This is a genomic window from Paenibacillus sp. NPDC056579, assembly GCF_042793215.1.
Classification (GTDB): domain Bacteria; phylum Bacillota; class Bacilli; order Paenibacillales; family NBRC-103111; genus Paenibacillus_S.
Map to the genome: position 1 here is coordinate 406,628 of NZ_JBHTVD010000007.1, position 18,691 is coordinate 425,318.

Genomic DNA, 18,691 nt, shown 5'->3' on the forward strand with positions numbered 1-18,691 from the left:
CGCAGTAAAAAACAGGTAAGGGAGCGTCGCTGCTCCCTTACCGCATGAGCAAAGGATAGGAGGTACGAATGTGAAGCTTGTCAGAAAAACGGCGGCCTTATGCCTCGCGTTTCTATTGATATGGACCTCGATGACCGGAATTACGTCGGCCTTGGCGAACGCAGCAAGCGCACCTGAGGTAACGGAGCTGCAAAACGATTTTATCAAGGTGACGGTAGATAATGCCACAGGCCGGTTCGGCATCCGAACCATCGAAGGGCAGCCGATCCGCAAGAAGGACCAGAATGTGAATCTGCTGTTCGGCGGGGACGACCCGGAAACGTCCTTCACGACTTTCCGCATCGACGGTACCGATTATATATTCGGCAATCCGTATAAGTTTGCACCGGGTTTTTTCTCGGAAATTACGGAGCCACGAATCGTTAACAATACGAACGGTACAAAACAGATCGAGACCGTCTGGTCCATTAAAGGCGTGTATATTAAACAGATCATTATGCTGTATGCCTCGGCGTCAGACAAGAAGAACGCGGGGAATGTCAACGTCCGCTATGAGGTAAACAATCGAAGCGGCGCTCAGGTCGAGCTGGGCTCGCGGATTTTGCTGGATACGATGGTTGCAGGCAATGACGGACCGCAGTTCCAGATCGGAACAGCGTACAAAGCGCCTCTGACTGTAGAAAGAACGCTGGTTCACGACCCGGAGAATAACCCCGATATTTCCGAGGAAGACCGGGCGTACTATAAAATTCCGCCTTATTGGGTGATGAGAGACAAGCTCGATTTGACCAATCCGCTTGCCACCAATGTCATTGCCTACGGCTTTAACAACTTTGCGGAAAACAACGTCCACATCGTGGACAAAATGATCGTAGGCCATTGGAACGGCTTGGCCAATACGAAATGGGATTACAAGCCTAACGGCAACCTTGACTTTACAAGAGATACGAACGATTACGGCAGCGCGGATTCCGCTGTAGCTTTTTATTGGGAACCGGAGGCTCTTGCGAATGAAGGGTTGCAATCGTTTGAAACGGTGTACGGCTTGGGCGAAATCGTAGAGCCGGACAAGATTTTCTCAATCCGCTATATGGACCCGGTTCAGCAGCTGGCGACGCTGGAGGACGGCAGCGCTTATGTTGACGAGGGAGTATTCGATATTACGGCGGAGATCGAGAACCTGGATATGTTCCATATGGAGCATACCAACATCGAAGTGGAAATGACGCTGGAGAGCGGGCTGAGCTTCGTCAAGCTGGACGAGAAGGGCGGCATCGTACGAACCCCCGACGGGAAAGTAGCGACGGAAGCTTTTCGCAGCAAGAAGCTGGAATTCCGTAAGACGGCGACGCCGGAGGAAGCGGCTCAAGGGATCAAGCCCAAGTACAAGCCCGGCGATTATGTAACGGCTTCCTACAAGGTGCTGGCCAAAGGAAGACCGTGGCCGACGACCAAAGAATACATTTTGACGGCAAAAAGTCCGGAAACCCAAGCGAAGCTGGACGGGGTTGAGGATGAAGGAATCAAGGCTCAGTATGAGTCGAGCAAAGCAAACTTTATTTTGCTGCCGCCCGTTGGGCAAGCTGCAGCTACGTACGCCTACGGGATGTCACCCAAGGAGCTGTACAGCAGCGATGTGAAATATGTGACGGTCAACCTTACGAACATCGACGCTTACAATACGGGGAATCAGAACGGCGACCCGAACTTTGATCTGTATTTACGAAACAAGATGAGCGGCGAACGGTATAAAGTACCGGTCAAAAGCTCGGTCATTTTGCAGCCGACCGACGACGGCTTTTCGGGAGATATGCGGATCACTTACCGTGGCGGCGCGTTGGTCGATTCAACGGGAAAAGTGATTCAAGACGGAATCGGACCGGAGCTGCCTCTTGGCGAATATCAAGTGGAAATTGATTACAAGGGAGATACCGGAGGCGACGAGGACATCGCAGCGCTGTACGATATTACGACGGCACAGACCTTCCTTGTAACGGACAATGAAGAGTCGCGGATCCGCGAAGCGGGCATATTGGCGATTTACAAGCAAATGGTCGATTTGAGTCATGCTCCGATATCGCTGAATGGAAAGCTGCTGGAAGAGATTAACGAAGCGTATCCGAGAGAGCCTTTCAAAGCAGGCACCGATTTGTTCAGTGTCGTAACGGCTTATAAGGATCTTAAGCAGTATGTCGGTATGGCGAGTAAGGCCGTCGATCCGAACTTTGATCTTTCGGAATATTTGGGCGAAGAAGCATTGGCAGAGACGCCTGCTTATAATTACCGGATGTTTGCTTCCGACGGAGAGATGGAAGAGTTTTTCGAGGATGAGGACCGCGAGCAGCTGGTTGTCGTGCGCGGGATGATCAAAGAAGTTGGCACCGGCAATGATATGCAGGTGATCGTCGATACGAAGACCGAGCCGGCGATCATTAACGATTCGGTTGCTTACAAGGGCAAAGATATGGTGTTTGTCCGGGGCAAGCTCGACCTGTTCGGCTCGCAGCAGCGGATGAACGGATATACAATACCGTTTTTTGACACTTTGTTCGTCAAGGGAGACGGAAAGCTGAGTGTGGCGAACAGCGGATTTGTATTCCATCAAGGAGAATGGACGCTGGACTTCTTCAACGGCTTCGATAAGTCGCTTGGTGAAGGCTACGTCATCGAGAACGAAGCGTTCCCGGACAGCGGGGACAATGAGGAGGACGACAGTCTGAACGGCTCGATCAGCTGGGCGGTAGGATCACTCGGCGACAGGCTGAATCCGATGCGTCAGCTTATGATTCCTCATGTTTATTTCAACAAGCACAGCTTGTTTGCACCGCCGAACTTTATTTTTTCCGGATTCGGTTTTTCCTTCAACGATTTTATTTTGCGGGAGGGCGGCATTTCCTTCGGCGGTAAAATCTCCATGAAAGTCGTGGAGGCGGAAGTACGCAACGTTATTTTTAACGATAAGGGATTCGTCGGCGTTGACGCCGGATTGAAATTCGATTTGAACGAGGAGCTGGGACTGTTCGAGCCCAAAGACAAGAAGCCCGAAGGCGAAGCGGAGAAGGAAGACGGACCGAAAAAGCCGAGCGGGGAAATCAACATCGTTCATTATGTTCAACCGGTCGAGGGTGTATCGAACCGATATGGACTGAAATTCGATGCACAGCTGAAAAATATGCTCGAAATCAAGGCGGAGCTTTCCTTGAAAAAGGTGGACGACGGCCGTATTTTGCCTGACGTTATCGCGTTCGGTACGACACTTGGCAAGCCGGGCGTGCTCGTTACCGGGGCTACGTACTTGACCGCCGTTCGCGGGGCCGTACGTGAGCTGGCCGATACCATCGCAGGCGGCACGAAGGACGATCCGTTCCCTCTGGTCATTCAGGCGGGAGTCAGCACGAGATTCGGTATTGCACCGGCGTATCATTTTGGCGACATCGATTTGACGCTGAAGCGTACGGGCATTGCCCTGCAAGGCAAAATGGATTTCTCCACCGTTCCAGAGCCAGAGGATGGTCAGTTAATGGAAATGATCAGCATGGCGCTGCTGGAAGCGCAGTGGGTCACTCCATGGTTCGTCCGTGTAGAAGCGGAAGTGAATATCGGCGGCTGGAATATCATCATGGGGAAAGCCGGCATATTCGTCGGACAAAATCTGGAGAAGAAGCGGACCGACTTCGAGGGATATATCGGCGCGAGACTGCAAATTCCGAACGATGTGCCTGTGGTAGGCGGCATGCCGCTTTCGAGCGTGTTCCTCGGGCTTAACAACGATAAGCTGTGGGGCAGCATCGGGATTTTGTTCATATCCTTGGGAATCACCTACTATTGGGGCGGCGGAGTCGAATTCGGCACCTCGGATGAGAATTTGCCGGATGGATTAGTTCATTTGCTGATCGAGGATCCGGAGCGCGGGCCAAAGCTGCTCGTCATCGGGCAAGGGATGCAGACGGTAGCCACGTCTTGGATCGATTCCGAACAAGCCAGCCATGAAATCGAGTATCACAAAGTCGATGAAGGCATGAGTGTGATGAGCTCGGGCGTTATGAGTGCCGGTATCGGCGGCATCACGTCCAAGAACAGTGGCAGAGTGCACGAAATTCCTATGACCGGCGTTTCCGGCAATGCGATCGTTGAAGTGGAATATACGGAGAATGACGTGCCCGCACTTGCTATGAAGGACGCGTCAGGCATGTCATATCCGATCGTTTTCGACAACACGAATACGAATCCTTCGGCCAATGCGTTTACGCAGTTTTTGCCGGCTTCAAGCAATGAGAAGGATCAAGTTGATGTAAGAAAAGCATATATCATTATCCCGCACGAGCAGACGAAAAAAGGAGGCAACTGGACGCTGACCTCGGCATCGTCGATAGAAACCCGTTTGATGAACATTCCGATGGCACCGCAGCTGAAGGATGTTCGTCTTGAGAAAAGCAGCTCAAACGTTAACGAGTTCCAAGCGTCATGGACCGTAGACAATGCAAAACCGGGGGACAAGATCAATCTGTTTCTTGCCAAAGATGCTGTTACAAACGACACGACGAAGCTTGAAAACGGGCAGGATGTACTGCAACCGGGCGATCCGGGTCTGCTCATTGCCAAAGATGTGGCTGTGGGCGAAGCAACCGGCGGTGCAGCAAGCGGCAGTATAACAATAGATGTAACGAATGTGGAGCTGCTTGGCGGTAAGGAAGACATTCGAGGCTTGCTGCAGCAGGGTGACTATTATTTGCGTGCCGAGCTGAAGTCGGACAATACGTTCGATACGAAGACATCGGCGGAGAAGTTCGAAATCATCGATCCGCTTGCTCCTCAGGAAGTAAGTGATGTCGAGATTGAGCCTGCGGGCAATGGCTTGTTCGCACTCTCCTTCAAGCCGTCGCCGAAGAAGGCGGGGCAGGAGCAGTTCGAGCACAGCTACAAAATTGAAGCTCTGCAGGAACGGGACGGCCGTCTGGATATATACCGGAACTTTGGGGATACGCTGTTGACCGAGAAGGAGCTGGAAAAGAACTGGAATTCGGCTACTGGCAAATATGAGGGCATTCTTGTGGGAGGCTGGACAGCGATGTCGACCTCGAACGAGATTCATACAAACAGCCTGGGAGGCCAAACCGTTGACACTGAGAACGTAAAATATACGGGACTGCAGGTCGGTCAGGAATATGTACTGGGAGTTTCCGCCACAGTCAAAGCAACGAAGGAAGCTGACAAAAACGAAAATTACCATTTTGCAGCCAGAGCGGACAGTGTGAATAAGCTGCTGCCGATACCGGTCAAGCCGAGCTTGTCCGCATCCAAGGAAGGACCATATGCGTCCCATATGGAAGTGCTGACGAACCAGGCGAAGCAGTCGATTGAATTGTTCTCGGATCAGCAGGATATGGAATTGGAAGCATTCAATTCCGATCAATCGCTCGGCAAAGTAAGCTTCGTTAATGAAGACGGAGGCAGTCGCGGGACGTTGGAGCTGGATAAGTTCGATGTCGACGGGCCTTATGCGATTGAGTTGAAAGCCAGAAATAAGAAGACGAAAGATATGTCATTAACCATGCTCTATTTGACCGTCGATAAGATCGCTCCGACATTGTATATCGACGAGCCGTTAACCGGACAGCGTACGAGCAGCGGCAAAGTACAGGTGGCCGGAAAAACGTCCAACGATGCAAGTGTAACGATTCAGGAAGCCGTAATGAAGGACGGACAAAAGCAAGTGGTGAAGGAAACACCGCTTACGGTATCGGACAACGGAAGCTTCCAAGGGCAAGTGGAACTGGTATCCGCTGCAAGTCCTGAATCAGAGCTGACGTTCGTCGCCCGGGACAAGGCAGGTAATGGCAATAAAGCTGTCGTCTCGGTAACGAACGACCAGTTCGAAGTGCCGGTAGCGCTCGTCCTGAAAAAGATGGACTCTTTAGAGCCGGGGGAACAAAAAGCTATTGAGGCGTCGCTCCGCTATCCGGACGGCAAGGACGCGGCAGGAAAGCCGAAATTCAAAGAGCTTCCTCTCAGCGCCGAGGACCGCAACAAATTGAGCTTTACCGTGTATGCGGGAGATACGGTCAAGCTGGATAACGAGCAGGTCTTAGCCACAGCAGAAGGGTCGAACATCATTCAAGCGGAATACCATGTGTCCGATAATGTTACGCTCCAATCAATGATGGTCGTATCCGCAGCGGGTAGAATGGAGAGCATCACCGCCCATACGGAGCAAATCATTGGCAAAAGGGGAATAACCAAGGTCGTCGTAACAGCGGCTGGAGATATGACCGATCAAGAATTGGCTTACAAGGTCTTTTCCCAAAATACAGCTGTCACGATGCCAACGTACAAGCAGAGTTTAATTGATTGGAATGTACTTCCAAATAACGGCGAGGTTGCGGCTGTGTCCGGCGATACGGTAGTTGTCGCCAAAAGAACGGTAGACCGAAGCAAGCAGGCTATGGCTGTCATCTCCAAGCCTTTGACCGCCAACGTATTCAAAGGATCAAGCGGAGGTGGAGGCGGTGGCGGCTTCATCAGCTTGCCGGTAGGATCCGAAGGCGTCACGGTCAACGACAAGTCTCTGATTGTAGATAAAGTCAACAATAAAGTAACGGCGCTTGTTACGGCAAAAGATGTGGAAGCTGCCGGCAGCGGCGACATCACGATTGCATCGCAGGATGGAACAGTTGAAAGCTTCACGTTCCGGGTAGAGCAGGAAGCAATGAAGCAGCTTGTTGCTGCCAACAAAAGCATCATCATAAACGTGCCTCTGGCCAAATTGGTCATTACGCCGGATATGATTGCGGGAATGGACCGTGAGCTGGAAATCATGATCGGCCGCAACAGCGATGACGCGAAGCAAGCATTACGCGATATGGCGGTTGAGGTGGAAGGCACCCTTCTTGCAGAAGGCGAAGGCGTATCGTTGGAAACGAACATACCGGCTGTCAATCAGCATTCGTATCTTCGAGTGACCGTACCGGTATATGCTGACGGCATGACCGCGGTCGTACTGCGAGACCCGAACGGCCAATGGACGACATTGCCATGGAAGCAGGCTTCGGCAGCAGGACAACAAACGTATGCCGATGTGAAATGGACAGGACAGGGCAATCTGATGTTCATCCGCAGCAGCAAATCGTTCGGTGATGTGGAGGACGGCTTCTGGGGCAAAACGAGCATCGATCAAGCTTCAGGCAAATTGTTCGTGCTGGGCCGCAGCGACGGGAAGTTCGAGCCGGACAGCAAGGTGACTAGAGCAGAGTATCCTACAATGCTGCTTCGGGTTGCCGGGATGATGAATAAGAAGGCGGACGCGAATTTTGCCGATGTGGAAATAGCCGATTGGTATTACCGCAGTGTCGCCGTTGCAGCACAGCTCGGCATCGTTAACGGCTTGGGCGACGGCTCCTACGGACCGGATGCCACGCTGTCCCGGGTGGAAGCGATGACGATGATCGGCCGCATGTTGGACGTCCTAGGACTAAGCAATGACATCGGCGATGAAGAAGTGAATCGGATTCTTGAAGCATACAGCGACAATGAATCGATCCCGGATTGGGCTAGAAAGCCGGTGGCACTCAGCATCAAAAACGGCATCATCGAAGGAGAGAACGGAGTCATCCATCCGAACGATGCGTTGACAAGGGCACAGGCAGCTGCGATAGCGGTTAGACTGGACCGGTGGATAATGGAGCATTAATGGTTGCGGACCCGCACGAATCGCGAGGAGGAGTGCGGGTTGTCTGCTGCAAGCTTAACTATTTTATGGGGCGGTATAAAATGAACATAACTGTGAAGCAAAAATCAATCTTCGGGATTGTAATTGCTATAGTATGTGCAGCCATCTTGGCATGGTCCGGAGCTTTTTTTGCAAACGCGGACAGCAGCAGCTGGGATGAGCATGCGGATACGAGCTGGTACGATCCTGTTTTTCCCAGCTACTCGATCCATAATGCCGCTCAATTAGCCGGTGTTGCGAAGCTGGTTAACGAAGGCACCAAGGATTTGTACGGTTTTGAAGGTAAAATTATCGCTATCGAGAACGATCTCGATTTATCCGCATATTCCTGGGTTCCTATCGGAACAGAAACATATCCTTTTAAAGGAACGCTGATCGCCAAGAACGGCGCTACCTTTACCATCTCCGGGATGAAACTGACGGAGAACCGGACTTACTCGGGACTCATCGGGTTTATGAACGGGGGGACCGTCGGCGGATTTATTTTTGACAACGGAACAATAGATATACAGGCGTCGCAGACACAGACCGTATTGCGCAGCGTGTATTCGGTGAAAACGGCCGTATACAGTGTATACGGAGGTACGGCGAGCGCCAAAACGGCTTCAACCCTCAGAGCTGCAGCAAGTGAAGTCTACGTAGGGGCTGCGGTCGGGAAAATGACCAATCACAGCACCGTTTACGGCATTACGAACAACATTCCGATTCAGGTCCGTTCGACGCAATCGCAGACTGCTGTAGGAGGCATTGTGGGAGAGGGCGAAGGAGACTTGTCCAACTCCGTGAACAAAGGGGCTGTAACCGTCAACGGGATTAACGTATACGCGGGCGGCTTGGTGGGACACGCGTCTCTAAACGGGCTGAAGCTCAAGAAATTGACGAATGACGGAGCGATCCTTGTCAAAAGCAGCGGCAACGGCGATGCGTATGCAGCCGGAGTCGTAGGCTTTGCTTCCGGTAACGTGGTTATGGACGAGGAAAGCACGCCGTTCGAAAATAACGGTTCCGTTACGGCGGAGAACGGGAACATCAACTATGCAGGCGGATTGATAGGCAAAGCGGCTGCTCAGGTGAGATTTTCCAGAAACAGCTCCAACAATGGAGCCGTCGCGATCCAAGCTCCTCAAGCAGACGGCTCCTATGCCGGAGGGTTGATCGGTGCCATAGGGGCTGAGCAGGACAATAAGGTGTTCGACATAGTGTTCAAAAGCACGAAGCCTGTCACTAACCACGGCGGGAAGAACGTCTACACCGGCGGGATTGCCGGTTTGATCGACAGCGGCTTTACTTGGATTCAAGGCTTCGACAACCAGGTCGCAATGGAAGCGACAGGCAATAAAGAGGTATATACCGGCGGGTTGATCGGCAAATCGTCCGGTACCGTCACTTTCAATAACGGTACAATACGCAATAGCGGAACCATCAATGTGTCCGGCGGAGATGAGCAGTATCCGGACAATGCGTATACCGGCGGCTTTGTCGGATTCGCAGGCCAGCGATTGCTGCTGGAGCATACGGCAAGCAACGCCTATGAGAACAACGGAGCGATCACCGTGAACGGCGGAATCGGTGTTTATACGGGCGGGATTACCGCCAACACCGCTTACGCTAAGGAAAGCGGGGTCGTAACCAACGTCAACAGCAAGGGCGGTATTACCGTGAGCGGCCAACGCATGCTGTATACCGGGGGATTTATCGGCTTCATACAGAAGGATTCAGCTGATAAATCCGTAGAGAGAGCTGCGTTCGGCAGCACGATTACCGTGACGGCGGAGTCTCCTGATGCGATGCATACCATTCGTACGGGCGGTATCGTTGGTTCCATCGAGAGCCAGAGTGCGAGCTTGAATGAGGTGTCGTTTACCGGGAAGCTGACGGCAACCGGTGGTGGAGACCATACCTATACGGGCGGGATAGCCGGGTATATGAACGGCGGCAAGATAAACCATGCTAAAGCAGGAGACAGCGCAGACAGCTTCGCAGCGATTGGCTCCGACGGAAGCTTGGGCGGTGTAACCGGCTATGTTAGCGGAACGGTTGAAGCGCCGGAGGTCCGTTACATCAGCTTGACTGCCAAGACGCCGAATGGATTCGCAGGCGGCGTTGCCGGCAAGGCGACCGGAACGATAACGGGCGCCAGGATTGGTGCTGGGAATGCCGAAGACAGCCTCAGCATGACTATCGCTTCGACCGGCGACGGATTGACCGCAGGAGGGATCGTCGGACTTAATATGGATGCGCTTGTCATTGCTGACAGCACCGTGACTCGTATCGGCTTGCTCAACGAGACGGAACGAAGCGGCTATAAGCTGGGAGCTGTTATGGGGGAAGCAACGTCATCAGCACAGATCGGCGAAGCAGGACATCCTGTGGAAGTCAAGCAAGTGACGACCCGTGTAAAAGCACAAAACACAATGGCCGGCGGTGCAATTGGCGTTAACCGCTCAACGTCGGTGTATGTCCAAGCCGATCAGCTCGAGCTGGACATTGAGGGCACCAACTCCATCACAGGCGGAATCATCGGGCTGAACGATGTGGAAGCTGTGCATTTCGATGCGGCCATCACAGCGCTTGCTGCTGTGGATCTTAAAGTCAATGCGAGCGGGGACGGCGCACATATTGGAGGTATTTACGGAGAGAATTTGAACAACGCTCCGAAGGTGCTCGCACAGAACGTTACGATTACCTCCTCGGGCGAGGCCAATTGGATTGGCGGTATAGCAGGACGACATACCGGTGCTCTTCGTGACAGCAAAGTGGATACATTGTCCGTGCAATCGAGCGGCGCGAATGCGGAAATCGGCGGCATTGCCGGTCGTTCGGATACGACGGATAGCGAAGCGGCCGGAGCATTGATTGTGAACCCGCATGTTCATAAAGAGGGGCAGCTAATTTCGGCATCCGGAGAGAATGCTAAAATCGGTGGTATTGTGGGCTCCGCAAAGAACACGAGCATCAAGAATCCGGTTTTCGAAGCGGTGTCCCCGGAATACGTCTCAATAGCCGTTGCAGGTACTAATGCGATGGTTGGCGGTATCGCCGGACAGATGGCAAACGGCACGATCGAAGGTGATGCTGTCATGAGCAACGTCGCGAATGTGATCATTTCTACGACGGCAGCAGCAGCAAATGCGACAGTCGGCGGTATTGCCGGATACGAGGATGCAACGAAGCTGCAACGGATCGTGGGCAGCAATGTGAACTTAACTGTAAGCGGACCGACGTCTATCATAGGCGGCATCGCCGGTTATAACCACGGAACCGAAGCAGCCATCATTGTGGACACTTATTTGGAAGCTGCTAATATTAAGGTAAATGCTTCGGCGGCTTCATCCACAGTAGGCGGCTTCGTTGGAGTAAACAAGGCGCGAGCGAGCGATCCTATTCCAAATCCGGCCGCAGGGGTCAGCACGATTCAGACTAGCCGGGTTACCGGAAGCGTACAGGTCTCTTCGCCTTCAACGATTACAGGGGGTATGGCGGGCATAAATGAGAGCCTGATTGCAAACAACAGCATCGTCGATAAAAGCCCCGTCATCTCGATAGGGGACGAAGGAACCGCCGGCGGACTAGCCGGCTTGAACACAGCAACAGGGACACTATACTATACGTATTCGAATGCGAGTCTGACTATTGAAGGTCAAGGAACGTCCGCTGGAGGACTTGTAGGGAAAAATCAGGGGCAAATTATTGCTTCCTATATCGATATTCCGGTAACGAGCCAGGCAAGCGGTATCGAGGATAGCCCCGTCTACTTAGGAGGGCTTGTAGGACGCAACAGCGGCACCATCGAGAAGTCTTATACGAATGCAGCCGTTACAGCGGAAGGAGCCTATACAAGAGTCGGCGGACTGGTAGGGGAGCATGCGGACGGCAACATAATCAATTCTTACGCAGCCAAAGACGTGTCGGCAAGCAATGAGTATTCATATGCCGGAGGTTTTCTAGGCGCAATTAAGAACGGTAAAGTGTCTACCGTCTACTCGGCAGGCCGGGTTACAGGGACGAACGGCGCTTATGCCGGCGGCTTCGCCGGATATTACGGTAATGCGAGCAAAGACTTGCTGTATAAAGCTTTTTATGTCAAGGACGAGGATGCGGGCATCAACAAAGATTTGCCGGATTTTGCAGACGGCCATCACCGTTTCCTGAACGTCCATGTTCGGTTAAGCACTATTCTGGCTTCCACCTTGCAGGACAGAAACATCTATCCGGGCTTGTCGGGGTGGGATTTCACCAACACGTGGAAATACGGCTCGCTGGACGCGGACTATAAATATCCCGAGTTGATCCGGAGTGCTAATACCGGCGGAGACGGCGGGAACGGCGGTAATGATGTGAATGTGAACATCAACTGGTATACACGGGATAAGGACGCGATATTTTTCGAACTGAAAAGCGAAGCGGAGCTGGCTGGGTTGGCAGCGATTGTGAACGGAACGGTGACCGGTGTACCGAAATCGACTTTTGAAGGCCGTATCATCCGGTTATCGAGTGCGATTCATATTCAATCCAAGCAATGGATACCGATCGGCAACAGCGAGGAAAATGCGTTCCAAGGTACTTTTGAAGGGAACGATTACTTGATTGACGGGTTAACCGTCGTATCGAATCAGCCCTATGCAGGATTGTTCGGGGTAATAGGGCAGCAGGGTAAGGTAGAGCGTGTCAAGCTGGAGCCGCTTGCTGTAACGGGCAGCCAATGGACGGGTGCCCTTGCCGGATCCAATCAAGGCACGGTATCGGGCTTGAGCCTTCATCTTGTCAACGGCGCGAAAATAAGTGGACAAACCGTCGGCGGTTTGTTCGGCAAAAATACGGGAACGTTCGCTGGGACTACCGTGATCATGGAAGGCGGCAGCCGCATCGAAGGAACGAACCCGCAGGCTATCGTCGGAGGTGTTGTCGGCGATAATGCGTATTCTATCCTTTCGGGAGCTCTCAGCTTCCAGGTACGTGACGGCAGCATCGGAAGTTCGTCCGATCATGCTGTCATAGGTGGCGTAATCGGTTTGCAATCGGGCGACATTAATGGATTGAACGTTGATTATACCGGCTACCGGATGTCCTCAAATGGAATTGGGACGATCATGGGAGGCTTGGCCGGCCATCAGACATCCGGCACCGTAGACCAAAGCTCCGTTGTATTGGCAACCCATACGATAGAGGCGCTTGGCTCCGGGTCGGTTATCGGCGGTATCATTGGCCAGTCCGATACGGGCAATACAATTAGGAACGTAACGGTCAAGTCGGTCCAGCAAGGCCCGCATTTGACAGGGACGGGCGTGATCGGCGGGATCGTCGGGGTGAAAGCAGGTACAGGCACAAGCACAAGCACAAGCACAAGCACAGGCAGCTTTGATATGGATAATGTCAAAGTAGAGAATATCGTTCTGTCCTCAGTGGACGGATCGCCGGATATTCTGCTTGGCGGTATAGCAGGGAAGCTTACCGATGCGGCAGTCCGGCAATCCTTGTTCAGCGGGACAATTCAAGCCAATGCGGACAAAGTAACTGCCGGTGGAATTGTCGGTCTTGCGCGCCAATCGATCGTGTACAAAGCGGAAGCCGCTCCGGCTATCGGAGCTGCAATCCGAGCGGGCGAAAGCGCGATTGGCGGCATTGCAGGGATTATGGAAGCAGCCGATGTTCATCGGGCGCTCGATTTTGGGCTGGATATTCCATTATACCTGGGTATTTATAACACGAAGGTGAATACCGATACATTTGAGGTGACGGGGGCGGACAACGGCGCCGATATATATGCAGGCGGCATCGCAGGCAAGCTTATTACGGCTTCCATGTACAACGCAGCAAGCACATCCGCCATGCAGCTTCATGGTGCCAAGACTGCTGCCGCGGGCGGACTCGTCGGGTATAGCAGCGGGATTATCGTAGGGTCTACGGCTGCTAACTCCATTCAAGCTGACACCAGTACGTTATATCACATCGGGGGAGTTGCGGGCGTCACGCAAGGCGGAGAGGTTCATTATTCGAATGCCGTCTCCCCAGCAGAGCAAAAGATTGCGGTAGGCAGTGCGGTCACCGTACCGGACGTTACGCCGGGAACACATGTGGGCGGCTTCGTCGGCACGGCGGACGGAACGAAGATAAAGCATTCTTTCGCGGACGTACCGGTCCAAATCATTTGTGATAATCAGGACAATACGATTTATGCGGGCGGCTTCGCCGGGCTGCTGGGTGACTCGGAAGTCGGAGAAGGTCTAATCGAGCAAGCTTACTCCAAAGGCAGTTTGGATGTAAGCGGGATTACGGGATCTTTCGTCGGCGGCTTTGCCGGATCGGTCGATCATTACTCTATCGTCGATGCATATGCTGTCGGGAATATCTCTAACGCAGGCTTCGATACGAGAAGCGGCGGTTTCGCAGGTGCTATCGAGAGAAAGGGCATAGTACGTCATGCTTATGCCGTGCAGGACAAAATCGCGACTATGGGTATCAATCATGCTACCCGATCCTATACGGGCGGCTTTGCCGGCTATAACGACGGCACGATAGATAAAAGCTTTGCGAAGACTTCCGATATGGCGGTTAACGTAAGCGGTGCGAACGTGTATCAAGGTGCTTTGGTAGGCTACAATTTCAGAGACGGCAAGCTAACCGAATCGTCATACATGAATTCGCTGCCGCCGGTTGGGCGCAATATAGGTGGTGCGGTACAAGCGGAGTCAAAAGACACTGATGTGTCAAATACGTTCGGCTTCGGGACATGGAATTTTGCTCAGGATGCTTCCTTCCTTGCGGACACTGTGCAAGCGGAGGTTGTGATTACCAGCAGCAAGCAGCTTATCAGTGTTGTGCTTCTGCACAACGATCTGGACTTTTTTCAACTGTTTCATCGCAGTGCAACGGAAAAGCCGGTTCTGGACAAGCTTGCGCTCGGGAACGATATCGATGTAAGCGGGGTGAACTGGACGCCGTTTGCTGAGTTCGAAGGTCAGTTTGACGGCAAAGGCCATAAGATCATTGGCCTTACACTAGCAGCTGCACAAGCATTGGATAACGATTTTGGCTTTATTACGAAAAATAAGGGAACGGTCACACGCATTGAATTCGAAAACGTGTCCGTCACTGGGGGATCCCATACAGGGATTGTGGCAGGAAGAAGCGTCAATGGTGCTGTAATAAGCGACATTGTCCTTAGTGGAACGGTGAAAGGTGCAGATTACACTGGAGCTGTCACAGGAACAAACGAAGGCGCCATCGCCAAGGTTCAGCTGAAATCGGTGAATGTGGGAGGCGGCAGTAATACCGGTGGCGTTGCAGGTATCAATGCTGGCGGAGCTACCATCAGCGACATCCTCGTTAGCGGAGTAGTGAAAGGTACAGATAACGTTGGAGCTATTGCTGGAACAAACGAAGGAACTATCACCAAGGTACAGCTGCAGGCGGCGAGTGTGGAGGGCGGCAAATATACCGGCGGTGTTACCGGTGTTAATGCTAATGGAGCTGCCATCGGCGACATCGTCTTTAGTGGAGCGGTGAAAGGTACAGAGAATGTCGGGACTATCGCTGGAATAAACAACGGCACTATAAACAAAGCTCAGCTGCAGACGGTGAATGTGGAAGGTGGCAAACATTCCGGCGGTGTGACGGGCATCAATGCTAATGGAGCCAGTATCGGTAACATCGTCTTTAGCGGGGCGGTGAAAGGCACAGAGAACGTTGGAGCTATCTCAGGAATAAACGAAGGCACTATAACCAAAGCTCAGCTGAAGACAGAGAATGTGGAAGGTGGCAGTCATACCGGCGGTGTTACGGGCATCAATGCTAATGGAGCCAGTATCGGTGACATCGTCTTTAGCGGGGCGGTGAAAGGTACAGATAACGTTGGAGCTATTGCAGGAACAAACGAAGGCACCATCGTCAAAACTCAGTTGCAGGCGGTGAATGTAGAAGGCGGCATTCGAATCGGTGGTGTAACAGGAATCAATGCCAACGGAGCTACCATCGGCGATATCGTCTTTAGCGGGACTGTGAAGGGTGCAGAGAACGTTGGAGCTATCGCTGGGACAAACGAAGGCACCATCGTCAAAACTCAGCTGCAGAAAGTGAATGTGGAAGGTGGCAAACTTACTGGTGGTGTAACAGGCATTAATGCTGGCGGAGCTACAGTGAAAGATATGGTCCTTAGCGGAGCAGTGAAAGGTGTAGAGAACGTTGGAGCTATCGCCGGAACAAACGAAGGCACAATCACTCAAGCTCAGCTGCAGTCGGTGAACGTGGAAGGCGGCAGTCATACCGGCGGCGTAGCCGGTGCCAACATGAACGGTGCTGCAATCAACGACATCGTCCTTAGCGGAACGGTGAAAGGAGCAGATTACGCTGGAGCTATCGCAGGAACAAACGAAGGCGCCATCGCCAAGGCTCAGCTGAAGTCCGTGAATGTGGAAGGCGGCAATCGTACAGGCGGAGTAGCCGGGATCAATGCTGCCGGAGCTTCCATCAGCGACATCGTTCTTAGCGGAACGGTGAAAGGTACGGAGAATGTTGGAGCCATCGCAGGAATTAACGACGGCACTATCACCAAAGCTCAACTGCAAACGGTGAACATAGAAGGCGGCAAACATACCGGAGGCGTTGCAGGTTTCAATGCTGGCGGAGCTACCATCGTCGACATCGTCTCTAGCGGAGTGGTGAAAGGTACAGAGAACGTCGGAGCTATCGCGGGAACAAACGAAGGCACCGTCACACATGCCCAGCTGCAATCATTCAACGTGGAAGGCGGAGGCTATACCGGAGGGGTTGCCGGTGCTAATGCCGGCGAGATTTCGGGTGTAACCGTGAAAAAAGCGGCGGTTGCTTTCCGCACCGGCGAGTCGGCCAACCAGCCGGAGACGTACTATGCAGGTGGTATCGCTGGCAATAACAGCGGTAAGATTAATACGGCTTCCTTCGAAGGAACCGTAACGGGCTCAGGCGGATATGCTGGCGGTATCACGGGAGTCAACGCAGGAGCAATCGAACGTTCCATTGCTCATGCAGCGATCCTTGCCGATCATTCCGGCATGAAGGCCGCGGGGGGAATTGCCGGCGACAATAGTGCTGCCGGAACGATTACACAGTCGTTCTCCTATTCGGATGTGAGCGTACATTCCGAGGAAGCGACCGCCGGCGGCATTGCAGGAAGTAACAGCGGCACCATTAGCAACTCGTACAATTCAGGGCGCATTCAAGCTGAAGGCAAGGACAAAGCTTATGCAGGCGGGTTGATAGGCCATGCTATCGGAGGAACGCTGAGCTTTGCCATGAACTATGGGGAAGCCACAGCAAGCATCAACGGAACGATAGTTCCTAATGCCGTGTACTTCGGCGGAATTGCCGGTCAGAAGGAAGAAGCTGCCAAAGTCATGCAAACCGCCTATGACAAGCAGATGCTCAAAACGAACACGGCGTACTACGATGCGGCAGGCAGCAGAGTTCCGGGATACGCGGAAGCGACGGGGCTGCTGACCAAGCAATTGGCTTCCGGCTCGTTGCCGACAGCCCTTGATGCTTCTGTTTGGCAGGCTGTGCCGGGCTTTTATCCTCAGTTGAAGCCGTTCCAAGGCTCCGATGAAACTAAGCTGAGCACTGTGGCGGTAATTCTCGACGATAAGGATACGGTACATCGCATCCGTTCGGGCTTCGAGCTGACTAAGGAAGCATCCGTAGTATGGTCGGCCAATCCAGAGCAGATCTCGATTCTGAACGGAAGCGGCACGTTGAAAACGGCGGGTATGGCCCAGATCACGGCAGCCGTTCAAGGCCAGAGCAGGACGATTACGATCCAAACGCCGGCTCCGAAATATACAGAGTCCGCCTTGACACCGAAATTCGTATCCTTACCATCTGCTTTCCGGGGCGATACTACGGTAACCATGACAACTGGCGAACCGTTGGGCGAGATCTACTATACGCTTGACGGCAGCGTGCCTGACATGTATTCCAAATTGTACACCGGCCCGATCACTCTGGCTCATACGACAACTCTCAAAGCGGTTACCCTCGTTGAAGGCAAAGAAAGCAGCGAGACGTTAACGGGAGTCTGGACGAAAAAAACAGGCGGCGGAGGCGGAGGTGGAGGTGGCGGCTTTGTCGTTACTGAACCAACTCCGGGATCGGGTACGGGTGTAGGAGCAGCTGTAGGAAGCGCAGTTGTAAGTGGGGACGGCAAGACGCCGGTGAAGCTGGCCAAAAACAGTAAATTGTCGCTGACGGCGCCGGAGGGGCAAACGATTTATTATACAACCGACGGCAGCACGCCGACGACGAACAGCCCGATATGGACCGGCGAGCTGATCATTAAAGGCAGCATGACCATCAAGGCGATTACCGATAAAGACAATCGGGTGTTCACTATGATTTGCGAAGTTGAGAATGCGGCATTTGATTGGAAGAAGAATACCGGACAAATCAAGTATATCGAAGGGTACGAGGACGGCAGCTTTAAACCTGATAAAGCTATTTCGAGGTACGATCTCATGTACATTCTCGATCGTTTGCTGAGCAGGGAGGAAGTGAACGTAGGCAACCCGTTTGCAGACGTAAGAAGCGGTATGGAGCCGCTGGTCTCGTTCTTCGCATCGGCCGGAGTTATTGACGGCTATCCTGATGGCACCTTCGGCGGCGAAGGCGAACTGACAAGAGCCGAATTCGTCGTCATGATGTCGCGGGTAATGAAGCTGCAGCCGGCAGCCGCTGCGGGAGAGGCGAGCTTGACGGACGTGCCGGGCCACTGGTCCGCTCCTTATGTCAACGCCTTTACGCAAGCAGGCTATGTAGAAGGCTTCCCGGACGGAACATTCCGTCCTGACAGTGAAATTTCCAGAGCGGAGGCTGTCGTCCTAATCAATCGGGTGATTGGAGCTGACAAGCAAAGCCGTCCGGCAGCATTCGCGGATGTTACTCCTGATCATTGGGCGTTTGAGGATATTATGAGCGTGACCCGTTAATCGCCCCAGA

At 52.9% G+C, this 18,691-nt stretch carries 2 protein-coding genes; both read left to right on the plus strand.

Translation table 11 applies throughout. The annotated features are described in order from the left end of the window. Positions 1 to 70: 70 nt before the first annotated feature. Positions 71 to 7,687: an S-layer homology domain-containing protein gene (locus ACFQ88_RS26695; RefSeq protein ID WP_379458843.1), complete on the plus strand. Its 7,617-nt coding sequence runs from the start codon at positions 71 to 73 to the stop codon at positions 7,685 to 7,687. 80 nt (positions 7,688 to 7,767) lie between these two features. After that, positions 7,768 to 18,681: a chitobiase/beta-hexosaminidase C-terminal domain-containing protein gene (locus ACFQ88_RS26700; RefSeq protein WP_379458845.1), complete on the plus strand. Its 10,914-nt coding sequence runs from the start codon at positions 7,768 to 7,770 to the stop codon at positions 18,679 to 18,681. The last annotated feature ends 10 nt before the right edge of the window (positions 18,682 to 18,691 follow it).